Origin of the sequence: Kineobactrum sediminis (assembly GCF_002868715.1) — a bacterium.
Taxonomy (GTDB): domain Bacteria; phylum Pseudomonadota; class Gammaproteobacteria; order Pseudomonadales; family Halieaceae; genus Kineobactrum; species Kineobactrum sediminis.
In genome coordinates, this window is sequence record NZ_PKLZ01000007.1 from 308,387 (window position 1) to 332,800 (window position 24,414).

12 protein-coding genes, 2 tRNA genes and 2 pseudogenes are annotated in these 24,414 nt (G+C 56.7%); 9 read left to right on the forward strand and 7 right to left on the reverse strand.

Annotated features, from left to right (window positions below; all coding sequences use genetic code 11):
• Positions 1–29 precede the first annotated feature (29 nt).
• Positions 30–1,085 carry a GlxA family transcriptional regulator gene (locus CWI75_RS09575; protein ID WP_101521274.1) on the reverse strand — a complete coding sequence of 352 codons (1,056 nt, stop codon included), beginning with the start codon at positions 1,083–1,085 and terminating at the stop codon, positions 30–32.
• Between the two features lie 145 nt (positions 1,086–1,230).
• Here CWI75_RS09575 and CWI75_RS09580 point away from each other — a divergent pair, with 145 nt between their 5' ends.
• Positions 1,231–3,093: a beta-ketoacyl synthase gene (locus tag CWI75_RS09580; protein WP_101521275.1), complete on the forward strand. Its 1,863-nt coding sequence runs from the start codon at positions 1,231–1,233 to the stop codon at positions 3,091–3,093.
• 81 nt (positions 3,094–3,174) lie between these two features.
• Here the strand turns inward: CWI75_RS09580 and CWI75_RS09585 are convergent, their stop codons facing one another.
• Positions 3,175–5,496 carry a TonB-dependent receptor gene (locus CWI75_RS09585; RefSeq protein WP_101521276.1) on the reverse strand — a complete coding sequence of 774 codons (2,322 nt, stop codon included), beginning with the start codon at positions 5,494–5,496 and terminating at the stop codon, positions 3,175–3,177.
• A 322-nt stretch (positions 5,497–5,818) separates the two neighbouring features.
• On the opposite strand from CWI75_RS09585, the gene CWI75_RS09590 reads away from it, so the two are divergent.
• Both CWI75_RS09590 and CWI75_RS09595 read left to right on the forward strand, forming a co-directional pair.
• Positions 5,819–6,400 carry a nitroreductase family protein gene (locus tag CWI75_RS09590; RefSeq protein WP_241521153.1) on the forward strand — a complete coding sequence of 194 codons (582 nt, stop codon included), beginning with the start codon at positions 5,819–5,821 and terminating at the stop codon, positions 6,398–6,400.
• Between the two features lie 56 nt (positions 6,401–6,456).
• The gene (locus CWI75_RS09595; protein WP_241521154.1) at positions 6,457–7,272 is read left to right on the forward strand and encodes a crotonase/enoyl-CoA hydratase family protein; all 816 of its coding nucleotides are present in this window, start codon (positions 6,457–6,459) and stop codon (positions 7,270–7,272) included.
• Positions 7,273–7,325: 53 nt separating this feature from the next.
• Here CWI75_RS09595 and CWI75_RS09600 read toward each other — a convergent pair whose 3' ends face one another.
• A complete protein-coding gene (locus CWI75_RS09600; protein ID WP_101521277.1) occupies positions 7,326–8,114 on the reverse strand; it encodes a hypothetical protein in 789 nt (262 codons plus the stop codon).
• A gap of 63 nt (positions 8,115–8,177) precedes the next feature.
• On the opposite strand from CWI75_RS09600, the gene CWI75_RS09605 reads away from it, so the two are divergent.
• Together CWI75_RS09605 and CWI75_RS09610 are read left to right on the forward strand one after the other, a co-directional pair.
• Entirely contained in the window at positions 8,178–8,948 is a 771-nt protein-coding gene (locus CWI75_RS09605; RefSeq protein WP_101521278.1) for an alpha/beta fold hydrolase, read from the forward strand.
• Positions 8,949–8,978: 30 nt separating this feature from the next.
• Positions 8,979–9,305 carry a DUF3301 domain-containing protein gene (locus tag CWI75_RS09610; RefSeq protein WP_101521279.1) on the forward strand — a complete coding sequence of 109 codons (327 nt, stop codon included), beginning with the start codon at positions 8,979–8,981 and terminating at the stop codon, positions 9,303–9,305.
• Between the two features lie 4 nt (positions 9,306–9,309).
• Here CWI75_RS09610 and CWI75_RS09615 read toward each other — a convergent pair whose 3' ends face one another.
• Positions 9,310–9,963 (reverse strand): LysE family translocator, encoded by a 654-nt coding sequence (locus CWI75_RS09615; protein ID WP_101521280.1) that lies wholly within the window; start codon positions 9,961–9,963, stop codon positions 9,310–9,312.
• A 418-nt stretch (positions 9,964–10,381) separates the two neighbouring features.
• Positions 10,382–10,741 (reverse strand): 6-carboxytetrahydropterin synthase QueD, encoded by a 360-nt coding sequence (gene queD, locus CWI75_RS09620; protein WP_101521281.1) that lies wholly within the window; start codon positions 10,739–10,741, stop codon positions 10,382–10,384.
• 170 nt (positions 10,742–10,911) lie between these two features.
• On the opposite strand from queD, the gene CWI75_RS09625 reads away from it, so the two are divergent.
• Both CWI75_RS09625 and CWI75_RS09630 read left to right on the forward strand, forming a co-directional pair.
• A tRNA-Val gene (locus tag CWI75_RS09625) sits at positions 10,912–10,987 on the forward strand.
• Between the two features lie 22 nt (positions 10,988–11,009).
• Positions 11,010–11,086: transfer RNA gene (locus CWI75_RS09630), tRNA-Asp, on the forward strand.
• Between the two features lie 124 nt (positions 11,087–11,210).
• Here the strand turns inward: CWI75_RS09630 and CWI75_RS09635 are convergent.
• Both CWI75_RS09635 and CWI75_RS09640 read right to left on the reverse strand, forming a co-directional pair.
• The gene (locus tag CWI75_RS09635; RefSeq protein WP_101521282.1) at positions 11,211–11,843 is read right to left on the reverse strand and encodes a transposase; all 633 of its coding nucleotides are present in this window, start codon (positions 11,841–11,843) and stop codon (positions 11,211–11,213) included.
• A 339-nt stretch (positions 11,844–12,182) separates the two neighbouring features.
• Positions 12,183–13,540, reverse strand: a pseudogene (locus tag CWI75_RS09640) (IS1182 family transposase).
• 172 nt (positions 13,541–13,712) lie between these two features.
• Here CWI75_RS09640 and CWI75_RS19010 point away from each other — a divergent pair.
• Both CWI75_RS19010 and CWI75_RS09645 read left to right on the forward strand, forming a co-directional pair.
• Positions 13,713–13,820: pseudogene (locus CWI75_RS19010) on the forward strand (integrase core domain-containing protein); the annotation flags it as partial.
• 342 nt (positions 13,821–14,162) lie between these two features.
• A complete protein-coding gene (locus tag CWI75_RS09645) occupies positions 14,163–24,389 on the forward strand; it encodes an LEPR-XLL domain-containing protein (protein WP_101521283.1) in 10,227 nt (3,408 codons plus the stop codon).
• Positions 24,390–24,414 lie beyond the last annotated feature (25 nt).

The window sequence follows — 24,414 nt, forward strand, 5'->3', positions numbered from 1 at the left end:
CCACATTAAGCCACAGACCGACAGTCGACTCAAGGTAGCTTCCGGTATCCCGGAGCCGGTGCGGTCCATTGACCGGCATCGGCAAGGGAGTCCTCCGTGACCTGGGGGGCAAACAGTTTTCCGCGCACGGCGGCGCGGTAGGCTCCCGGTGTCACGCCGTTAAAACGACGAAACAGCCGCGAAAAATAGCTGACATCCTGCAGGCCCAGCTGCCAGGCAATTTCACTGATACTCAGGTTGCTGCGACGCAGTAGCTCCCGTGCGTTATTGCTGCGCAGGGTATTGAGGTAGGTTAGCGGACTCAGTCCGGTAGCCTGGCGAAAACGCCGGTTCAAGGTGCGTGGGCTGATGCCGAGTTCAGCGGCAAGCTGGTTGATTGTCACCGGGCGGTGCAAATGCGCCTGCAACCAGAGTTGTGCCTGAAGTACGGTTTCGTCGTGATGACTGGTCCGGGGCTGGTCCTGCCAGGCAGCGGAGCGAAACGGCTGGCGAATTTCCGGTGAAAACTGGTGTTCCACCGCGCGGGCAATACGGCTGCCATACCAGTCCTCGACAATGTGAACGCAGAAGTCGGCAATGGAATTAACGCTGCCAACACAATAAATACTGCTACTTTGAGTAATGAGGTGCCGGGTTTTCAGGTCCACATCGGGGTAGCGTTTGCGGAAACGCTCAAAGTCGTTCCAGTGGGTGGTGGCCGGTCGCCCTTGCAGTAGATTTGCCTCGGCGAGGAGGCTACTGGCAGTGCCCACGCTGCAAATTCGGGTTCCCGCCGCAGCGATGTCTGCCAGGGTCGGTAGCCAGCTCCTGCAAACGGCCAGGGTCGGCAAAGGGTTGCGCCAGATAGCCGGCAACAGAAGCAGGTCCAGCATTGGCAGCTTATCCCGCTGTGCGGTGGTATGAAGGGTCAGGCCGCTGGCGAGCGTGACTGCGCCAATGGCCTCGCCCGCCAGCAGGAACTCCACTTGTGGTGCCCTGCGATCGGCGCCACGCGCCATCTGCCCGGCAGCACCCATTATCTCCATGGGCAGGGTCAGGCTGGAGGCCAGCGCATCCGGATAAACAAGGGCTGCAACGGTATACATGCACTCTGATCCTGCGTTCAGGCAAGGAGGAAGATTGTGAGTGACCAGAATAGCATATTATGTGGCTGAAACAGCCTAGGATATTTACGTTGTGCACCCTTACACTGCAGCCCACTAAAACCTCTTCAGTTACCAGGAGATTCAAATGGCCCAGCAGCGGTTACCCGTCATCGTTGGTTTTGGCGGCGTTAACGGTGCCGGTCGGGTATCCGGCCACCACGCTTACCGGCGCATGGTTCACGATGCACTGACCACTCCCGAGCGAGCTCGTACACTGGCATCCCTCGCCCAGCTCATGGGTGTTGCCGACACCGCCGACAACGAGCGTTTCATTCTCGACCATACGTTGATCAGGCGAGTAGAGAACAACCATTTCGATCCCGATGCGGTAGGCTGGAATCAACGCCTGACTGCGACCGGGGAGGACCAACGCCTGACCTTTACGCTCAGGCGACAACAGATTCCAGGGGTTATCCCCAACAACTGGATAATAACACCACTGTCTGCCAGCCACGTTACTGTGCAGGTTCAGGGCCAGCTGGACCTGCTGCTGCCCACTCTGCGTGAGTTTGAAGTCAAGGCGGCGGGGCAGCTTCCCGCCGGCTTTGATCCGGGCACCCTGTATCAGTCCAGAAATCACCCGCGCGGCCTGCAGATGATGGTATACGCCGCATCCGACGCCCTGGGCAGCCTTGGCATCAGCTGGGATACCCTGCAGCAACGGGTAGCGGCGGACAAGATCAGTGTCTATGCAGGCAGTGCCATGGGGCAGCTGGATAATGCCGGGGCCGGTGGCATGCTCAAGGCCCGTTATAACGGCCAGCGGGTGACCTCCAAATTCTGCCCCCTGGGGCTGGCCGAAATGCCGGCTGACTTCGTTAACGCCTACGTGCTGGGTAGCCTTGGTGCCACCGGCGCCACATTGGGGGCCTGCGCATCCTTCCTGTATAACCTGCGCCTGGGGATCGAGGATATTCGCAGCGGTCGTGCCCGGGTGGCTTTTATCGGTTCCTCCGAGGCCCCGGTTAACCCGGAAGTCATGGAAGGATACGGGGCCATGGGGGCGCTGGCCTCGGACAAGGACCTGCGGGAACTGGATGGCCTGGCCGCGGATGCCAGCCCGGATCACCGCCGTGCCTGCCGGCCCTTTGCGGAAAACTGCGGCTTTACCATCGCCGAGTCCGCGCAGATGGTGGTGTTGTTTGACGACGCGCTGGCAATGGAACTCGGTGCCACGGTCTACGGCGCCGCCACCGATGTCTTCGTCAACGCAGACGGCTACAAGAAATCCATTTCCGGTCCCGGGGTCGGCAACTACATTACCATGGCCAAGGCCGTGGCCGCGGCCCGGGCGATGCTCGGTGAGCGCGCCATGAGGGAGGGTGGGCTGGTACAGGCGCACGGCACCGGTACACCGCAAAACCGGGTCACCGAATCACAGATACTGTCGGCTACAGCCAGGGCGTTTGGTATCGACCAGTGGCCGGTAGCGGCACTGAAGTGTTACCTGGGCCACTCACTGGGCTCGGCCTCGGGTGACCAGGTGACCGCCACCCTGGGTATCTGGTCCGGTGGGCTTATTCCCGGCATCAGCACCATCGATGCGCTGGCCGACGATGTCTGTCGCGATAATCTCGCCTTCACCCTCAAGCACACCCAACAGGACACACAAGAGCAGCATTACGCAATTATCAATTCCAAGGGGTTCGGCGGTAACAATGCCTCAGCCACTATGTTGAGTCCCGGTGCGACCGGCCGGATGTTGCAGCGCCGGTACGGCGCCCAGGGCTGGCAGCAGTGGCAGCGCGCCAATGAAAGCGTGCGCGAGAACCAGCGCGATTATGACGATGCCATGATCGCCGGCAAGGTGGCGCCCACCTACCGCTTTGATTACGGCGTACTCGGTGATGCCGATGTCAGCGTGGGAGACCGCGCCATGCAGGTGGGTAACTACCATATTGACCTGGACCTCGCCAATCCTTATCAGGACATGTCGGTCGGGGAATGAGAAAACCAAAGAACCAGGCCCCGAACAGCAGCGCATAAAAAAGCAGCCCGGAGGCTGCTTTAGAGGGTGCTGCCAGGTGGCCTACAGGTTGTAGGTCACCTCCAGACCGATGCGACGTCCCTTGGACAAGGGTGCGAAGGTGCCTCCAAGGGGGACGCCGAAGATATCATTGGGCAGCTGGGTATCGTTGCCGTGCAGGACTTCGTCCAGCAGGTTGCGACCGTACAGGGAAAAGACCCAGTGGCCGTCGTTACTGTAAAAATCCAGGCCGCCATCAATCCGCTTCTGCTCGTTGAGTACGCCCAGGTTATTGTCGGTGTACGCTGAATCATCGCGATAGGAATAGCTGATTCGCGATGCCATGTAACCCCAGCTACCCAGTTCCAGGTCATGATTCAGGCCGACTGTGTAGGTGAGGTCCGCCGCGCGTGGCAGGTCCAGATCCTTGTCTTCGCCATCAATGACACCGTCACCGTTGAGGTCGACCAGTACCTTGTCATAGCTGGCATCCAGGGCACCAACAGACGCGAGAAGGACCAGGTTATCCGTAAGGGGATAGGTTGCATCCACCTCGACACCAAAAATCGTGGCTTCTGCGGTGTTGCGAACCAGCTGAATAACCCCTATCGGGCCCGGCAGGTTGATTTCACGCTGCATGTCATCGACCTGGTTATAGAATATAGCCGCGTTCAGGATACCGCGACCGCCAAAGGATGACTTGTAACCAAATTCGATGGTTTCAGCGGTTTCCTGATCGAAGGGCCCGGGGGTGTCGGCAGGGTTGAAGGAGGTGTTGCGCATGTTATAGCCACCGGAGCGGGTGCCCTCGCTGTAATGGCCATAGACCATGGAATCATCGTTCAGCGTATAGGTAAATCCTACTTTCGGCGAAAAGCTATACCAGGTGTCCTCGTCCACGAAATCAAAGTTGCAGTCGCTTCTCAGGACGTTATTGCAGGCCTCATCAAGTGTAACCGACGGAAGCGGTACCGCAGCCGGAAAATCTGTAGAAATATTGCGGCTGAGTGAAGCGATTTCGGTGTCTTTATCTTCTTCCGAATAACGTGCACCAACAGTTAAGGTCAGTCTGTCGGTCAGGTCATAGTCGAGACTTGCAAAAACACCCCAGGTTTCCGTATTGAGGTTGCCGCCGCCATCAAATCTTGCAAAGGGTTTGACGCCACCGGTCAAGAAACCAACCATATCCCGGCGTTCGTGATAGTTTATTTCACTGTCGAAAAAGAACACGCCCGTAGTGACGTTATACCGATCTGCAAATAAACCGTTGTAGCGTAACTCATTGCTCACCTGCTCGTATTCGAGCCAGGAGGGCGCATGGAAAACCCACCGTGGCTGGGCATCAATATCACCGACGCCGGTAGCACTATAATCGCGCCAGCCAAAAATATTGGTAACCGTGCCATCGCCGAAGCCTACATCCCAGTCGGCCTGTGCGGTAAAGGCGTTGGTTTCATTATCCTGGGAACCGGGTTCGTCAATGGAGGCGCCAAAGCTCTCGCGATCAAAATTGGCGGGAGTACCGGGAACACCAGACCCGTTGGTATGGCTTTGTGCAATAGGGCCATCGCCGCTCACTTCGCTGTATTCGTAACGCAGGGTCACTTCAAGCGCATCGGTCGGGGTCAGTACCACGACGGGGCGGAACATGGTCTGCCTGATTGCGCCGACGTCCTCGCCATCAAACTGGTTTTCGATAAAGCCATCATCGTCGTTGTGATAGGCCGTTAGCCTGGCGCCCATCCAGTCTGTTACCGGACCGCCAACGCTGCCCATGATGTAACGGCTGGCCCCGCCTTCGGGACCCTGGTCAATGGCCGCACGGATGCTGGCTTCCAGCTCCTCCCCTGGCTTTTTGCTATTGAGCAGCACCGCACCCCCGGTTACGTTGCGACCAAAAAGTGTGCCCTGGGGGCCGCGCAGTACTTCGATGCTTTCCAGATCAAAGGTATCAAACAGGATGCCGCTGTTGAGACCGATATACACACCATCGACAATGACCCCTACGGTGGGATCAATACCGGGGATGGAGCTGTTGACCCCGAGGCCGCGTATGGAGAAGTTGGCGGTGCCCCGAGCGGTACCGACATCGTCCAGGGCCACGTTGGGCAGGCGCACGGCAATGTTGGTGAGATCGCGGATCTTGAGCGCATCAATCTGGTCGGCACCCAACGCCGAGATCGCCAGCGGTACATCCTGCGAACCCTCTTCGCGCTTACGGGCCGTTACCACGACTTCCTCAAGCAGCGCCGAGGTGCCACGACGTACTTCCTGTGCCTGTGTTCCGGCAACCATGGTAGTGGCCATGACGGAACCCAGCAGAGCGGCAATGCCCGCCGCCAGGGGGCGTTTCTGCAGGGTTTGAGATTTTTTTGTGCTTATCATGCTCGTACTCCTTATTTTTAAATAAAATCTGCTTGATCGTTCCTGTCGCTAATCCTTTGCGCCGCGCCGCGCTGCTTTCAGGGTCAGGTAGGGAAGTGTGGTGCATTTTCTCGGGATCAACAAGTCAAGCCAGGGCAACTTTTATTATGGGCTCCGGCTTAAGTTTACACTTTAAACATCAGGCCACACCGGAGCAAAGTGTACTACCGTAAAAATTACCATCAGTTGCAGTTGCCGCGGCGCCGAATAACGGTGTGGTATACGTGGGTTGAAACGTGGATTTCCCTGCACGGGGGACTGACTGCTATCATGCGCCATTGAAATGCTACTGGGTCTCCTCAATACCATGCCGGATATTCTGCAATTTCTCCAGAGCCGCAATTCCGCACCTCGCCTGACCGATCCAGCACCGGATGCCGACCAGACAGCAGAGCTGGTATGCGCCGCACTGCGCGCGCCTGATCATGCCTGGTTGCGCCCCTGGCGCTTCATTTCCATCCGCGGTGAGCGCAGGGAGGATTTTGGCGAGGTGCTGGAACGGTGCCTGCTCAGTCGCGACCCGACGGCTGACAGTTCGGTGCGCGAGCGAGCTCGCGCCGCGCCCCTGAGGGCACCGTTGTTGATGGTCGTTGTGGCCACCCTGCGCGAACACCCCAAAGTCCCTTTTGCGGAACAGCGCTTGTCGGCCGGGTGTGCCGCACACGCCATACTGCTGGCGGCGGAGAGCCTCGGCTACGCGGGGATCTGGCGTACCGGTGACGCCGCATCCGACCCCTCCGTACGCGGCGCCCTGGGGCTCGAGACTCACGAGGAGGTTGTTGCCTTCCTGTATCTGGGCACCCGGGACAGCAATCCCAAGAACCTGCCCGCGCTTGATCCCGACGACTTTCTCAGCAGCTGGTAGGCGACCGCTGTAGCGACCAATACATCAACTACAACAAGAGTATGGGAGTACCCCGAATGAATATCCCGGAATTTACAACGCTGGCTGTTTCCGTTGATGAGCAGGTGGCAACGGTCGCGCTCAACCGGCCCGACAAAGCCAATTCGATGAGCGAGGCCATGTGGCCCGAACTTCAGGCCTGTTTTGAGTGGCTCGATGCCGAACCCACAGTGAGGGTTGTCATCCTGGCGGGTAATGGCAAACACTTCTGCGCGGGACTGGACCTGACCATGTTCAGTGGCCTCGGCGGCAACTCCAGTGACCCGGCACGCCAGGCAGAGACGCTGCGGCGCAATGTACTGCGCATGCAGGACAACCTGAGCGCCATTGAAAAATGCCGCAAGCCGGTGCTGGCGGCGATCCACAATACCTGTATCGGCGGCGGGGTGGACCTGGTGTGCTGTTGCGATATGCGTTACGCCAGCGCTGACGCCTGGTTTGCCATTCGCGAAATTGATATTGGCATGACCGCCGACGTTGGCACCCTGCAACGCTTGCCAAAACTGATCCCCGATGGCATCACCCGTGAACTGGCCTATACGGGCCGCACCATGGAAGCGACCGAAGCGCGTGAGGTGGGCTTTATCAACAGGGTCTATGAAGATCGTGAAACCCTGCTGCGCGAAGTCACCGCCATTGCCCGGGACATTGCCGGAAAATCACCGCTGGCAGTGCGCGGCAGTAAGGAAATGCTGGTTTATAGCCGTGATCACAGCGTGCAGGACGGGCTCAACCATATTGCCACCTGGAATGCCGGCATGATGAGCCAGGCGGATCTGCTGGCAGGCATTCAGGCCCAGGCAGAAAAACAACAGGCGCATTACGAAGACTGACCCGGCAAGGGCGAGTCTTCATAATGGATCCCGCTTGAGGTTCGTCCCGGGCCTCAGGGGTTGCCCGGCCAATCTTCCATCGCAATGAAGGGGTGAAAGGCAAGGGCAATGCCTTCCTTGACGAAGTTGGTATTCTCAAGGATGTTGCGGCGACGGATGTAGCGGCCCGTTGAGGAGCGCGCATCGATGGCGTCGGTGGCGTCCAGGCCGCCGCGACTGGCGAATAAACGCTGCAACTCCATATCGTAAACACTGATCTGCAGCGAGGCTACGGAGGCACCCTGGGACCAGTCAAAGTCTGACGACACACCGCTTCCCGGACCTTGCAGAGATGGCTTGCGGCTCACCCCATCCCAGCGCGCAATATGTTTCATGCCGCCGCTGAATGGCACCTCAAACTCGACCAGGTCGGTAAATACGAAGGCGTCCAGCTGTGTGGTTTTGCGCAGCTCATCGCGCACACTCTGCATTATCTGGCTGAAGGTGCTCATGTTCACCCGACCGGTAGTGGGGTCCAGCGGGTTGCCAAAAGCGCGCACGGCAGTGTTCCATTGCTGGATGAAGTCACGCTGGGGCAATACCTTGTAGCCCTGTTCCTTGAGGTAGGCCGCAACCATGCTGTCAACTCGTGGTGCCTCCTTGTCCAGATACAGGCGGGAGGGAGGACCCAGATTAACGTGGGGGATAATGACTGTCTTGACTTCTTGCTGTGCGAGCTTTTCCTGGTCAAGCTCATAGGCAAAAACCGTGGGGTTGTAAGTTGGCGTACTACTACAGGCCATCAGTCCAAACGCAATCACGGCGAGAGTGGCGAGTCGGCCCGGGATAGTGAAGTAACGCATAGTGGCTCCAGTTGGTTTATAGTTCGCGCATGGTAGCAAAATCTCGTTGGGGAGACAGGTAAAATGGTGGCTGAAGTATTCGATTCGGTGGCGGGTGATGGCCCCGACGTGGTGCTCATGCATGGTTTGTTCGGTTCCGGCAACAATCTCGGTTCGCTGTCGCGCTCGCTGCAGGACCGCTACCGGGTTCACAGTCTAGATTTGCCCAATCACGGTCGCTCCGCCTGGATGCCAGACATGGCCCTGGGCGATCTGGCCGCCGCTGTGCAGCACTGGATGACGCACCGCGGGCTCGAGACCGCACATTTTGTCGGGCATTCTCTCGGTGGCAAGGTCGCCATGCAGCTGGCGCTTGATGCTCCCTACTGCGTAGATGCACTGGTAGTAGCCGATATTGCCCCGGTGGCCTACCCGCCAGGTCACGACGCGGTTTTCGCCGCCCTGGCCGCGGTGGCCGAGGCGCAATGCCACAGCCGCCAGGAAGCCGCCGAACTGATGACCCCCTTTCTCAAGGAGGAGAGCACCATCCAGTTTCTGCTCACCAGCCTGCAGCGCGCAAGCGACGGCACCTGCCACTGGCGCTTTAATCTTCCGGTATTGCGCGACCATTACAGCGACGTACTGGCGGAGGTGCCTGCCCAGGAACCGTTTGACGGACGGGTCCTGTTTGTAAAAGGTGAAGCGTCTGATTACATCCAGGAACAGCATGAAGAAGCGATCAGGGAGCGCTTCCCGCGCGCTGAAATTGAGGTCATTCCCGATAGTGGCCACTGGCTGCACGCACAGCAGCCGCGCCTTTTTAACACAGTAGTAGGACGTTTTCTGGATGCATAAATACTCTCTGACACGGCAGCGAGGCTAGGGATGCACTTTACCCTCGGGGAAATACTTGTCGTATTGGGCCTGGGCGCCGCCTGTGTCTGGTTCATGACGTCCATTCGTGTGCGTGAACTTGCCGTTACCGCGGTGACCAAAGCCGGACAGCGCGATGATTTCCAGCTGCTGGATCAAACGGTACAACTTAACCGGCTATCCCTCAGCCGCGATGAACAACGCCGCTGGCGGGTCTGGCGTCAGTACAGGTTTGACTACAGTTATGACGGCGTGCAGCGTCACGAAGGCTTCGTGGTCATGCTGGGGCAGCGTTTGCAGGCGGTTATCGTGCGCGAGCCGGAAGCCACCCTGCACTGAAGGCTCAGCCTGCACCAATCATCAGGTTTACCACCATGCCCACCCCCAGCGCGCTCAATAGTGCGCCAAACAGGGTATTAACCACTACTGTACTGCGCTGAAAGCGTCGCATCAGTGGCGGCCTTGAAATCAGCGCCGCCACCAGGGCGTACCAGATGGCATCGGTAAGGCCCACGGCAAGAACCACGAGAACCAGTGTTAAGCGGTCGAGTTCATCCGGCAGAAACTGGCTTAACAGAGCCAGCATGAAAATGGCCAGCTTGGGGTTCAGGAACGCGACCAGGAAACCACTGATGGCCGCCGACACCATTTGCCGGGGGGTGGTGTTAACGGAACCGCCGGTGGGCGTTGCAGGGGCGGTCGGGGATGCCGTACGCCGATTGCGCAGGCCGTTGACTCCCAGGTAGACGAGATAGACTGCGCCGCTCAGCTGAAGTCCTATAAACAGCAGGGGCGAGCGTGCGATCAGCATGGCCAGGCCGGCGACGGTCACCGCGGCATAGCAGGCCACCGCGAAACCGTGGGCCACGGCGCAGGCAAGTCCTGCCCGGTGCCCCCCAGCAAGCGTATTGCGCAACACCACGACAAGGCTTGGTCCCGGCGACATGGCGCCAAGCAGGCAAATACCCAGCAGTGAGAACCACAAACTCAATGACATGAAAAGCCCTTTTTGCAGTAACGTAACCCGTTTTCCCGACTCATCATTTTTCCACAATATCTGTGGATAAGTCGGTGAGTAAATTGTTTAAGCGAGCCTTCAGGCCAGTAAGTGAGGGATATGTTACAGATTGGTTAAAAAACCAACAATAATAATATATTCAATAAAAACAACTAGTTAAAAATAAAACCTCATGTTGAAAGTGCGGGAGTGAGGCTAAGCAACCATTGAGGGTACCGTGCACTGCTAATGTGCATAACCTTTTGAGCCTGCTACCTAAAGTAACCCGGCTGCGTCAAGGGAAACATCGCCCGCGGATCGTGGCTCGGTAATAATTTGCATAAGCTGTGAAAAGTGCTATCTGGATAGAGTTTCCCCATCCGTCAAGTAATTTTGCTCATGTTACCGCAGTAACCGTTCAATCCTGTCCCCGATAGATACAGCCGGAAGTGCAGGTTTCGCGAATTTCAACCTGCGCCAGTTGCGGGAGCGCTGAAGCCAGCTGCTGCCAGATCCAGCGCGCAATATTCTCACTGGTGGGATTTTCCAGCCCGGGGATATCGTTCAGGTAGTAATGGTCGAGACGATCCAGGACCGGCTGGAAGGCGCGCTTCAGGTCACCGAAATCCATTACCCAACCGCTGGGTTCGCGAGCTTCGCCGGAGACAGTGAGCCGAACCTGGAAGGAATGTCCGTGCAGGCGTGCACATTTGTGTCCCGGCGGTACATTGGGGAGACGATGCGCTGCCTCAAAATGAAATTCTTTATAAATATCCATGTGCTGCAAACCTGTGTGATGGCGTTGGATGCCAGCACTGCCAGCGCTGGAAGCGCGCGATTTTACTACGAAATAGCCTTTATTTTCAGCACCTGGTTTTTTTGCCGTAATTTCCGCGTGAACGTTTGACAGCCCCACTTTTATCTCTATAATGCGCGTTCTCGGTCAGGGGGTGGTTAGCTCAGCTGGGAGAGCATCTGCCTTACAAGCAGAGGGTCGGCGGTTCGATCCCGTCACCACCCACCATATCGACACCGGGAAAAGTTCTGGAGCGGTAGTTCAGTTGGTTAGAATACCGGCCTGTCACGCCGGGGGTCGCGGGTTCGAGTCCCGTCCGCTCCGCCAACTTTTTCAACAAGTGACAACACACGGGGTAAAGCAACAGAAGCCCCTTCAGCCCCATACCCGCAGCACTCCCTATCCCAAACTACTGGTTCTACCCAATTAACGGGGGATGAGCCGGTTTTCACTAAACCCGATTGATACTGCCCGCGGAACGCCGCACCGTCCAGCCGCAGTGGGTTAAGACCCTCAAGCGGTAATTTTCAAAGTTTCTGAACCCGCACGCTCTCCTCGACATCATTTCCATCTTGTTGTGGAAGCCCTCGGTCACACCATTACTCTTCGAGAATCGCCACATGGCGGTCACGGGCTCCAGCCAGGATTTGAGGGGTTTCGCCAGCCGGTGAAGCGAGCTTGCGTGAAGCTGTTTGATCAACTTGGGTAGCGCTGTTTTTGCCCGTTTCCTGGTCAAGGTTTTCAGGAGCAGCAACCGATTCAGGCGCTGCTTGGCTTCGTACAGGGCGTTTAGCACCGGGAATGCTCTGAGGTACGTGCCGAGGTTGTCGCTCTGCTCGTGCCACAGGCGCCATTGATGACGGCGCATCAGGCTAAGCAGGCCGCGGTTCTTGCGGCCCTCGAGGTCGTGGTCCTGCCAAGCCTTCAAATAGCGCCTCAGACTGGACTCGGAGCGCCCGAGCACTACATCAAACACCTTGTTGCGCTTGAGGTGCACCAGGGTGGTGGCATCATAGCCACGCTTGCTGCGGGTAAAGAAGTGCTCATCAATCCCCAGGACCTTGGGGCAGGGCCTATTCTTCATCTCAGACGGCCGCAGATGGCAGTGGCTCTGATGCCACCTCTCCACGGTGGCAGGACTAATGTTGTGGGTCAGCGTGAACTTACGCTGGGTGACACCGCCGTCGGGGGCAGAGCGGCCGGCCTGGCGTCGACCTCAAGACCTCGATCGCGGTCGACCCGCTCGACCTCCAGGTCGGATATGCCTAGCAGTCTGTCGGACTTGCGCCTGACAGACATCGTTTAAAGTTGCAGTAATTGCCCGGGTTCGCATTTCGGTGTCTGTTGGCTCTCAGGATGAACAAATCAGGCTTCACAACGGCTCCAGGCGCTTCCTGTAGGGCGGGGAAACGGTAAAAGACCATCACAGCGCTGGTCTCAACACATTCATCCGCTTCACGTTCCATGCCAAGGTGGCTAAGGTCCACTCGCCCCTGACGTTGTCCGCACCTCGCAGCGAGAACTGCCGCAAACCCATGACATGCTTGATAATGCCAAACACGGGTTCCACCGTTTGTTTTCTCAGCGCGTAAAGCGTACGCCCCGACTGCGTCGTTAACTGGTGTTTCATTAACGCCACCGGATCTTCCGTATCAGGAGCCGGCGCGTCAGGCGCGAATCGGTCAAACACAGATCGATGATGTTGATCCCGCCCTGCCGCCAGTGACGGCTGGATATTGCTCGTGATACAGGCCTGGACATTCGTCTGGCTGAAGTAGCCGGTGTCAGCCAGCAGGTGCGTAGCGGTGCCTAATGCCTTGGGCAAGGCGCATAGTTTGCTCAGGGCCGGCACGATCTCCTGCTTGTCATTGGTCGCTTGCGTGATGTGTGCACTAACCACCAGCATCGTCTCGGTATCTACCCCAGCTTGTGCGTTGTAGCACTGCTCAAAGCCGCCGCCGGATACCGCATGATGCGTGACTCTTCATCGGCCAGATTAACCTGATCTCTATCCTGAGGGCCGGGTAGCGGTGGTTCAGGCTCCCGGCCCCGGGGTTTTTTTCCCGCATCCCTCTGAGCCTGCCGTTTGGACTGCTTTTGCTGATACTCGGCCTGCTCTCGCTCAAAGCGTTCCTGTGCTCGTGCTTCAATTTTCCGTTTGGCCTCAGCCAGCGCTTCCAGCCGGGCTTCGCGCCGGGCGATCTCCGCAGGAACGTCCATTCCTTCAACAACCGGCGCCTGATCTGCCGCCTCCGCTTGCGCGGTGAGGGCGCTGACTTCCGCCTTCAGCTGCGCTTCGATCTTCCTGGCATGCCCATAAGATAGCGCCTTGTGCTTGCTGGCGTTCGCCTTCACCTTGGTGCCGTCCAGGGCGATCCGCCCCAGCTTCATCAACTTCATTTCGCGCGCCAGCAGCAGGACCTGAACAAACAGGCTCTCAAGCTGGGGCAAAAAGCGGCGCCGGAACGCGGCTATGGTGTCGTGATCCGGATGCGTGTTGGCCGCCAGGTAGCGGAAGGCAATCGAGTCATAGGTGGCGCGTTCACTCTTGCGACTGGAAAATACCCCGGTCGCGTAACCGTAAATCAGCAAGCTGAGTAATACAGCGGGGTGATGAGCCTGCGAACCCCGCCCTGCATACTGGCGTGTCAGTTCAGACAGGTCGAGCTGATCAACCACCTCCACCACAAAGCGTGCCAGGTGATCTTCGGGCAGCCAATCCTGCATGGAGGGTGGAAACAAATAATCGGTATCCCGATCCGCGTTTACGAAATTCGCCATCATTGCGCCCCGATCACTGATAGAGTGGCATCATTATCCCATGTCGATACTGTTTGGTTAAGTCCGACAGACTGCTAGAGTGCTTCCTGCGTGGGACATCGGTATTCTCCATTAAATTGATCGTCGCAAAATCAGTGTAATGAATACCGGTGTCCCCCGTTAATGATGAAGAGCCCACGCCCAGCTATTAGCCACTCGGTGGCTTTGGCAATACAATAATGAACGGCCAAACACGGCTATTGGAGGCGAATCACCAACCCAGCTGGCACAGGTAGTATAACCCTCTACTCAACGGGCGATTAAAAATGGGGGGATTACACTGGGTTTTTCGAAATAGTGTTATCTAATCCATGGATAGCTGTTGGGTTTCCATGGTTGCGTTGTCGGTTTTTTTTACACTCCAACTATGTGGCGTTTAGTGATTCACGACGACCACATTGATTTTTATTGATTAAGTATACTTTGGCATAATAATTGCTTGACAGAGAGCGTTAGAAGTTTGTTGCGGCTATCGGCCTTTCCTTCAGCTATTTTCGTAACGGGGTTTTGAAGACATACCGCGAAACCAGAATTGCACTCCTGTCTGGGTTCACGCAAATAAAAATTAGACGGAAGATCTGCAATGAACCGACTCCCCCTGAACAGTGCCAAAAGATGGCTGGAACTTCGTCGACAAGCCTTTTCTGACAGTCCTCCGTTTGAGAAAGCGCCGAACCAGATGGCTCAGGCATTTCGCCTCGAAGCCTTGGAGCCGCGGCTGCTCTTGTCTGCAGACCCGGTGCTTGGAGAGCTGGCCCGCTGGGTAGAGGACAACGGAAGCGATGAAACCGATACGCTATCGGCCATTATTCAGGAGATGAACGAGGCTTCCCAGGCGGCTCTTATGTCTGGTGCAGAGGCGGGTGGTCGCAGCGACATTCCAGTCTCCTGGCCAGAATCCTGGTCTGATACTGACGAAAGCCCCGGAACCGAGGTGCATGCCCTGACTGCAGAAGGGACGCCCGATGCGGAGGCACCGGCAGATATTGATCAGAGTGTGGCCGATGCGGCTTTGGCCGCCGCCAAAACCCGATTTACCCAGCTGGGTACGGGCTTTGACGCCGCCGACCTTACTGGCATCAGCATCACTGTTGCTACAACCGGAGAGCTCGCTGAGGGCGTTGTCGCCCAAGTGGCGGGCAGCGTTATCACCGTCGATGCTAACGCTGCAGGCTTTGGTTGGTACGTCGACGATAACTACATGACGGATGATGAATTCGACGCGCCTTCCCCCGGAGTTGCCGGCAACATTGACCTGCTCTCCGTGGTCATGCACGAAATTGGCCACGTGTTACTCGGGGAGGCGCACGATGGCACTCCTGACACGTTAATGTCCGAGACGATTGCGGAAGGTGAGCGGCAGATTGCTGTGACGTTCGACAATACGGTCAATGCACAGCTGGCCAATATCGTTGGTGATATCACCCTCAACTCAGTGATAGACGCAGTGCTCGGTGCACTGGATGGCGTAGCACCCGTTGACGGGGCAGTGTCTTTCACCACGGATCTTGGGCGTGAGATTGTCATTGGTGAAACAGTAAACGATGGCCACGACCTGGTTCTGGATGGGGTGACGTTGTCCTTCAGTGAGCTGGCGTTCGACGGCACGGCCTGGGCCGGCAAAGTTGTCGTCGAGGCGACGAAAGGCGAGCTGCTGTCAAACTTCCTGAGCATAGCGCTTGAGGATTCCGACAAGGATGCCGATGACTATGCTGTCGTGGGGACCGTCGTGCTGGGTACGTCAAATCTCTCTCAGCTGGCCATTGACGATGTAGACGCCTTTACGTCGAACTCCGACAAGTTGGGCATTCCAACGCTGCTGGATGTAGATATTACTGGCGTAACCCTCTCTTTCAATGATTTTCGGGGTGACGCCAACGACAATAACCTGGCTTTCACGGCAGCTGTCACTGGCCTTAAAGGAGTTGTGCCAGCCTCTTTCAAAGATCAGTTCAATTTAGAGTTTTCTGGCTCGGTCAACGTGGCCTTTGAGCTTGATGAGCTGGAGGGGACAGATGCCGACGCCTCTGCGCTCACGAAAGCCCTGTTCAATGATGTTGCATCCAGTGGTTTCACTTTCAGCGCCTCCGGGAAGTTGGAAAATGTCGGCAGTTTCTCTGGAGCTGTCATCTATGAGTCTGTGCCTGACGAGAACGATCCTGAAAATCCGATAGAGCTGTTTGCGCTCTCTGGCAATATCACCCTGGGCCCCAAAATCATGGGCAAGGACGCCGCGGGCAAGGACATCACCAAGAACGCCCAATTTGCGTTTGCGTTCTCCGAGTTGGGGCCGCTCGATGCCTTCATAGGCAGCAGTACAGATCCGATTGCGATTCAGGGCCAGGGTTATCAGATCAAGGTGACCGGCCTGGGGGTTGCTTTCAATAACACCATCGAGGGTCGCCAGACAGATGTAGACTTTACGGTCGGTGGCAATGCTATCCCCGCGTACGATGAGAATGGGGATGGTGGTAAGGGCACTATTACCCTTCAGATTCCTCATGACCATGATCACAACAAGGATGGCAAGGCCGATCAAGCTCTGGATTTCGAAGCAGGTGACGAGCTCCGAATCCAGAAAGCGACCAACGCCGTGCTCAATGGCCTGTGGGTGGTTACCGAAGCCACGGCTGAAAGCGTTACCTTCTCTCTTGGTGATACCGACCCCGGTACGCTGATAGCGGAGGTGGGAGCACAGCTGATTCGCCACACGATCCGCGAGCCTGAGGATCTAACCGATGAAGGCCTTGCCAACGGCATTGCCCCGCCCTCCGATGTGGCGGCGTGGCGAGACCAGCTGGTAGGGGCGGTGGGCAACCAGGTTGCCAATTATGTCAGTTGGGCATCGTTCTCCGGGCAGTTCGTGCTTGGCGGAAAAGCGGATATCGAATTCAGGGATAAAGCCCAGGAAGCAGCGGAAACAGGAATTTCGCCCGACAAGCTCAAAGGCAACCTTGATGTGATGATCGACAGTGACCTGAACTTGCTCCTTCAGGGTCAGCTCAACATCTATAACAAGACGCTTCTGCTGCCCGCCAAGCTCTTCGCCAGCCTTGACAGTATTGAATACGGTGAAGCCGCATTTCTGCTAAATGCAGAGCTGAATGGCGGCTCGAACCTGCCGTCAGATTCCACCAACCCCAACAGCAACAAGTTCCTCGAGCTGAATGCAAAAATTGCGTTCAGTGCGGTTGACGACGCCTTTGCCATCGAAGCTAACGGCCGCTACGACCTTTTGGTGCCTGGCGATATCACCACGATCACGCTGGAAGGCGCCGCCGAGCTCGTATTCACGCCTGATGTGTCGAATACCGCTGTCGAGATTGAATTCAGCTTCGGTGCGGAATTGCGTGAAACCTTTGTCGGCACTATTGGCCGCGCTGATGGCGCCTTCACTGCGACACTTTCTGATGGCGCTCTGCCCACCATTTACGGTGCGGCGGTTCTGGATATCAATCTCGATTTTCTTGATGGCTACGGGATTGAGTTTGACGCCGGTATTGAGGGTGCCCTGCTGCTCAATACCACTGGCCTTGACCAAACCGTGGTTATTGAGAAACGCGACGAGAACTTCGAGAAGACCGGCGAAGAGTTGTTAGCACTCACCATTGACGATAACCAGATTCTTGCCATGGCGCTGGTCGGTAATGCTTCGCTGGATATTGGTGACGCGGAGCTGTTGAAAGTCGATGGCGGCTATGGAATTGAGATAGCGAGGGACGGGTATAGCGTTGGCATTTTCGGGGATCCTGAGTCCGATGATCCGGAGGTCGCCTCTGTCTCCCTGCTCGATGGCCTGTTGACGGGTACGGCGAGCGGTTTTTTTGCCATTCGCGGTGATTCCGATGGCGCCGGTCCGGGACTGGCAGGCATCGCGGGACGTCTGAGTATCAGTTCGAAGACCTCACTGAAAGTGCCGTTTGAGGGCTCGCAGTTTGAGTTCGCCACTCTCGAGGGAAGCGCGCTGATGGTGTTCAACACCACGCTGAAGGAGGTCACCTTTACGCCGCCGATTGAGGGCGCCGTAACTCAGACGATTGCAGCAGGCGCGCCGTCTGTCACCGAGGCGCAAACAAAGCTCAAGGACGTACGAAACCCGAGCAAGATATCCGGTGTACCCAGTGGCGGCTTCACTAACCTGGCCGATATTCCTAGTGACTGGACCAGTGAGCAGGCTCCCTCGGCATACGGCGTTCTGTTCCTCAAAGGCTCTTTTGGAGCCTTTGGCGATGTGATTACTGCCGATGCAGCGGGAAGTATTCTCGTCTCTAGTGATGGCAGCTTTGGGTTTAGCGCGAGCTTTTACACCGAGGCTGATTTTCTCGATCTTGCGGGCGGCTTCGTCGGCGGCTACATCGACCTTTCCAGTAACGGCAGCTTCACCGTCGATCTGGATGCAGGGCTAAGTGTCGGCCCGAGCTGGCTAAACATTTATGGGGATGCAGGGTTAGATATCCGTTACAACGGTGACGACAAACTTTCCATTAATGGTTTCGTTGGAGTTGGTATTGATGTTGATATCGGTGTCGTAGATGTAACTCTCAGTCCCGATCCGTTGCGCGTCGGTTACGACAGTGATAGCGGCGAGATCAGCTTCAGCGTCACTTATCCAGAGCCTTTTATTGATAAAGATTGCTGGGATAGCCCCCTCGGTGAGATTTGTGTTTATTACCCCAACATCCGCGATGCAAATTATGACTTAACCGTTGGTACACTGTTCCTGTTTGGTGATGGTAATCCGCCCAACCTGGGGCAGGTTGATGCCAACGGCGTATTGACGCTTAACGTGGGTGATCTTGCCGGCGACCGAAATCTTGAAGAGGACAACATCAACGAAATCGTTAGCATCGGTGCGTTGACGGCCCAGAGCGATGGCGCGCAGGACTTGGCGGTGACCATGTTTGGTTATACCCAGGAATTCAAGGGTGTCACAGAGGTGCGTGTCGGCGCTATGAGGGACGGTAATGATGCCGTCTACATAGAAAAAGAGGGCAAGAACACGAAGCTGATGGTCACCGAATTATCGGTCAACTTCAATAAGGGTGACGATGTTCTTCGCAACGATGGTGCAGGGAAAGTCACCGCGAACGGTGGCTTGGGTAACGACCTGTTAATCGGCGGCCGTGGCATCGATATTCTCGACGGTGGCGACAACGCCGACCGCATTCAGGGTGGGGCCGGTGCTGATGAGCTACGCGGTGGTGAAGGTGATGATGTCATAACCTGGCTATCGGGCGATGGTGTGGACACCGTGATCGACGGTGGCGGTGGGGCTGCTGACCTCTTCGAGGTAGTGGGTGTTGACGGAACACCGCTTGACGTCGTAGTGAACGCCAACGGTAGTGATGTGGATCTAACAATTGCGGGAGCGGGAATCCTCACTCCCAGGGCCTTTGAGAATCTCAATATCATTGGCGCAAATAGCCCAGATCGAATCGTGGTCAATGATCTGACCGGTAATAATCTCAAGCGCATCAATGCAGACTTCGGAGATGACGCCGCTCAGGATGAACTGATTGTCAACACGACGTCCGGCGCCGATCAGGTTGACTTTAATCTAGACACTGAAACACTGGATTTAAAGATCGTTGACCCCAAAACGGGGGATGTATCCAGCGTGGTCCGTACCGTGAATACCACACAGGTGGAAGTCACCAACAGCGTGACAGTTGGCTTGTCCGGTGCAGGAGGCTCGGGTAACGATGATCGTGTCACCCTCAACACTGAGGGAGGCAACGATACTGTAGCCGTAGGCGGGACTTTTGAAGGTATCACCACGACCATCAATTCCGGATCTGGCTCGGATACGGTAAACATCAACACCACCGCAGCAGGCAGCACCACGGTCGTCAATACAGAAGAGGGTGCTGACACTATCGTGGTTGGCAGCGCCGGGGTGACCGATGGTATCGATGGGCTGGTGGATGTAAATGGCGGTGATGATGCCGCTATCGACGAGCTGACTGTCAATGATGCCGATAGCACCGCTGGCAAGCGCGCCGACCTCACTGCGGCCATGGTTACCGGCCTCGGTATGGCGAGTGGCGTTAGCTATGACGGCGTGGAGGAGCTCGAAGTGCGCCTGGGTTCTGGTGCCGATACGCTATTTGTCGACAGCACCCATACGGGCAGCACCGATATCTATGCCGGTGACGGTGTGTCTCAGCGCGATGACACGATTGCTATTAACTCTATCAGCGGCGAAACCACTGTTTACGGTGAAGATGGCAACGATGCTGTTCTGGTCAATGTGGAGGATATCGGCAACGACGGGATTGGTAATGGCACGGGCAGTTTTGTACGCACCTTTGAAAACGGTATTGATGCAGTCCTGACGATACGTGGACAGCAGGGCAGCGACGATGTCACGGTTAATCTGGCGGGCATTGGCGAAGCGCTGATCAATGTGCTGGATGGTGGCAGCAGTGGCACTGACACCCTCACTATCAACACCACAGATCAGGCCGATACGGTCCTGATGCGTAAAGATGTGGTAGCCCTGATCAATAACGGAGATACAACGGAGCGAGTCAATTACAACACCGACATCAATGACGACAACGATATCGAAGATGACAAAGGCGGGCTGTTCATCAACACCCTCGGCGGCGATGACAAGGTTGTGTCGGATGACAATAGCGCCGTAACAACGATTGACGGTGGTCAGGGTAATGACACCTTCCAGGTAGGTCAGGTGTTTGGGACGCCGAGAGATGGACGCGCGGGTCTAGATGACGGTGATCGATTCGACACTCAGGCGATTGTCATTGGTGTGATCCAGCAGACTTCTGATGGTGAAGTCCTGTTTGACCCCACTGAGATTCAGTTGGGTGATGGTTTTACTCTTGATGAAGCGACAGCGAAAGCGATTAAAGACGCCGCCAATGAACAGTATGAGCTAGCTCCCTCGGAGGCATTGGACGGGGTTGCGTTTGTCAGCGTTGGCGTGTCCTACGACACCACTATCCGCGGTGGTGATGATAACGATGTGTTCAATGTCTACCAGAACAAGGGTGAGTTAACCCTCGAGGGTGAAGATGGCAATGATGAGTTCGTCGTCCGTGCGTTTGCCACACTGAATATTGACGGACTGGGTGGGGATTTTGTTCAGGCCCAGACCAGTGTTTTAGCCGGAGACGGTAACGACACCATTAAATATGCGGAGAACGCGCCGGTTGACATCGACGGTGGCGCTGGCTTCGATACGCTGGTGGTCCTGGGAACTCCGTTTGGCGATAACTTCGCCATAACTGACGAGGGGGTCTATGGTGCCGGTCTTGCGGTTACCTATAAAAACCTGGAGAGCATCGAGCTCGATGGTCTTGAGGGTGATGACAACTTCTATATCCGCAGCACCAGCGCCGCTGTCGCGACCACGGTCATCGGCGGGCTGGGTAACGACAACTTCTATGTCGCGGGTGACATCCCCGACGATCAGCCTATTGTCTCCAAAGGTGCTGAGGTAGCTGAGAGTGACTTTGCCACGCCGGTCCAGGATCTGAGTGCCATCAAAGGTGCATTGATCCTTGAGGGCGGAGCAGGCCCTGAAGGTGCCTCCCGGGCCCTGCAGGCTCCGTTGCTATTGCCGGGTGAGCTCAATGATCCCAGTATTCAGATTGCCTCGCAGACAAATAAAGGGCGCGATCAGGATACCGTTACCGTCTACCACGCTGACAATGCTGATGATGAATCCGGCGATCTGTCTTACCGCAGCGACGTCGCATTGTCTGATAACGGGCTTGCGCTGACCGGATTTGGCATGGGCGGTGAGCAAAACTTTGTCGTCGGTCAGGGTGAGCCAGATCAGGACTTCGGTGGCGGCATAACCTTCAATGGCTTCGAGTCCCTGGAAGTCCTGTTGGGTACGGGTAACGAGACGCTGACCATTTCTGATACGGGCGATGCTTCCTCGAAGGGCGACGTGTTCTCGGACCCTGAAGACACTGCTGATGGAGTACCAGCCGCCGAGGGCGATATCTCAGAAGAGGACGCTATTGACCCGCCGATGATCACTGCGATCCACGGCGGAGGTGGTGCTGACACCATCACGGTCACTGGTCGTGGCGATGGCCCACTCGTTATTTATGGCGATACCTCGGAAGACGGCAGCCGCTATAGCAATGGTGGTGAGGGCCCGAATGATAGTGCCGCCAGCTTTGACAATGCCGCTGGCGACACGATAGATGCCTCCGGGATGGCAGATCCTGACGATGGCTTTGCTGGTGTCGTGATTTACGGTGGCGACGGCGATGACACCATCACGGGTAGCCAGGGCGATGATCACCTTGCCGGTGGTCGTGGCTCAGACACCATTAACGGTGAGGCAGGCGAAGATCACATCTACGGCGACTCCCAGTTCAATATTGATCTGGCTGAATTCCGCCAGGATCAGGAGTCGGGTGATGCCGATCCAGCAACGATGTTTGAGGTCGTCGATACGGCCATAGGCGCTGCGGATATTATCAATGCAGGCTCTGGCAACGATGTAGTGTTGGGCGACCAGGGTGAGATCAAGCAGGTCGAGGGTACACGTCGCATTGAGACAACGGGCGCCGTGGTTAGTGTTGAGACAACCAATCTGGCATCCGGTGCTGGCGACACCATTCATGGTGACGCGGGCAATGATCTGCTCTTTGGTGGCGCCAAAGGCGATACGGTTTACGGTGATGAAGGCAGTGACCTGATCTTCGGTGATCAGGGCAAGGTTTCCATTGAGTCTGCAGCGAACATTGATCTGAACGCGATTGGAATCGAGGACGGTGCTGGTGTCAGCAACCCAGCAGCTCAGTTCATTTACACCTCCGATATTTCTTCTGCGGCGGACGCTTCTGCTGCAGGCGACACGCTGTACGGGGGTTCCCTGGCAGATAATGACACCGATACGGGTGGCAACATTATTCTGGGGCAGCAAGGTGCCGACACCATTTACGGTGGCGGCGGTGACGATGACATTTACGGTGGCCATAACGTCGCCGGCGGCAGTGACACCGGTGATCGCATTGATGCCGGTGCGGGCAACGATGTGGTGCTGGGTGACAATGGTCTGATTGAGCGTAGCGCGTCCGCGACAGATCCAAGGTTCACCGTCCTGACCGGCAGTGAAATCTACGACGACCAGGGCAATGCGCAGGTCGCAGATGGTAATACCATCGGGGCCAACCCCGATGGTGCTGTTGCCCGCAAGATCGAGTTGTTTGACCATTCCAACGGCGACAACACTGGCAAATTTGGCAGTGACGTCATTGCCGGTGGTGCCGACGATGACGTGCTCTTCGGTCAGCTCGGCGATGACGTCATTCACGGTGATGGCAGTCTCTCCGGGGAAGGAATTGTCGCCCTCGTAACAGATATCGACGGCGCTGACGTTGGCGGCGATGACTATATCGAGGGTAACGGCGGTGACGACACCATTTATGGTGGCCTGGGCCAGGACGATATCGTGGGCGGTAGCTCTGCGTTGTATAACCTCAATAGCACAGACAAGCGTCCGGACGGTGCCGATACGATTTACGGCGGCAATGGTGATGCGACTGACCGCAACGATGCGGGCGACGGTTCGAATAGTCGCGATGCGGATGTGATCGTCGGTGACAACGGTGATATCTACCGGCTTGTTGGAATCAACGGCGCGAACTCCAGTGACTACCTGCGATTCCAATACAACACCGATGGCAGAATCGTGGTCCGTGCGGTATCGGAACTCGACTACACCCCGGGCGATGGCGAAGACAGCGACATCGGGGCCGGCGATACCATTCGAGGTGAAGCCGGTGATGATGCCATTTTTGGAATGTCCGGCGATGACGTCCTGTTCGGTGACAGTGGCAACGATGACCTGATCGGTGGTGTGGGTAACGACTGGATTTCCGGTGGCCGGGGTACCGATGGTGTCCTGGGAGATGACGGCCGCATTTATACCAGTCGTAACGGCACGGCCGAGCCCCTATACGCTATCGGGGTGAATGCTGAGCAGACCATCAGTGGTGGTAAGCATATCGAGAGCACCATTTACGTTGCCGGTGAGCTCAACAAGTCGGTCAATCTGACGCCGTTCGAGTTGGGTGGAAACGACATTATCTACGGCGGCCTTGGCGATGATTTCCTTCACGGTGGTGCCGGTGATGACGCTATGTCGGGTGCCGAGGCGCTGGAAGCCTTCTACGATGCACCGATAAATAATGGCGATGTGCTGGCCTATGATCCTGAGACGGGTGAGTTTGCCGATTACGATGAGAATGCTCCGAGAACAAAAATTGAAGGGTTCCTCCTCAACTTTGAGGTGGCTGATGATGGAAAAGACCGCCTCTTCGGCGATCTCGGTAACGACTGGCTGGTCGGCGGTGGTAACAGCGACCACCTCTACGGTGGCATGGGCGACGATCTGCTTAATGCAGACGATGATCAGGACAGCCTGGGCGTTCTCAACGATACCCCTGATGATGATCCGTCAGCGGCCGAGTCCTACGCGGATATCGCTGTCGGCGGCGGCGGTCGCGATGTGCTCATTGGTAATACCACGACTGATCGGCTTATCGACTGGGTAGGCGAGTTCAATAGTTATGTTGTGCCCTTCTCGCCCTTCGGCCTGGAAACGATTAGTCGCGATGCGCGCCCCGCCTTAGTCGCGTATCTGTACGCCCTATCTGAGGCAGATGGTGCAGATGCGACACGGGCCTCTGATACTGGTACGAATGCTGCGCGCAATGGCGAGCCGTTTGGTGAAGTTGGTATTGTTCTGCAGAAAGATGATGCCTGGCGTCGCCAGTCTGGCGCTCCGGCAGACCCACAGCCGGGTAACAGCAAGCGGTAATCTGGTGCCCGTGACTGCGAACGCC

Excerpts from the sequence above, each read along its gene's own strand:
- CWI75_RS09575 (WP_101521274.1), bottom strand. The coding sequence starts at position 1,085 with ATGTATACCGTTGCAGCCCTTGTTTATCCGGATGCGCTGGCCTCCAGC.
- CWI75_RS09580 (WP_101521275.1), top strand. The coding sequence starts at position 1,231 with ATGGCCCAGCAGCGGTTACCCGTCATCGTTGGTTTTGGCGGCGTTAAC.
- CWI75_RS09585 (WP_101521276.1), bottom strand. The coding sequence starts at position 5,496 with ATGATAAGCACAAAAAAATCTCAAACCCTGCAGAAACGCCCCCTGGCG.
- CWI75_RS09590 (WP_241521153.1), top strand. The coding sequence starts at position 5,819 with ATGCTACTGGGTCTCCTCAATACCATGCCGGATATTCTGCAATTTCTC.
- CWI75_RS09595 (WP_241521154.1), top strand. The coding sequence starts at position 6,457 with ATGAATATCCCGGAATTTACAACGCTGGCTGTTTCCGTTGATGAGCAG.
- CWI75_RS09600 (WP_101521277.1), bottom strand. The coding sequence starts at position 8,114 with ATGCGTTACTTCACTATCCCGGGCCGACTCGCCACTCTCGCCGTGATT.
- CWI75_RS09605 (WP_101521278.1), top strand. The coding sequence starts at position 8,178 with ATGGTGGCTGAAGTATTCGATTCGGTGGCGGGTGATGGCCCCGACGTG.
- CWI75_RS09610 (WP_101521279.1), top strand. The coding sequence starts at position 8,979 with ATGCACTTTACCCTCGGGGAAATACTTGTCGTATTGGGCCTGGGCGCC.
- CWI75_RS09615 (WP_101521280.1), bottom strand. The coding sequence starts at position 9,963 with ATGTCATTGAGTTTGTGGTTCTCACTGCTGGGTATTTGCCTGCTTGGC.
- queD (WP_101521281.1), bottom strand. The coding sequence starts at position 10,741 with ATGGATATTTATAAAGAATTTCATTTTGAGGCAGCGCATCGTCTCCCC.
- CWI75_RS09635 (WP_101521282.1), bottom strand. The coding sequence starts at position 11,843 with ATGAAGAATAGGCCCTGCCCCAAGGTCCTGGGGATTGATGAGCACTTC.
- CWI75_RS09645 (WP_101521283.1), top strand. The coding sequence starts at position 14,163 with ATGAACCGACTCCCCCTGAACAGTGCCAAAAGATGGCTGGAACTTCGT.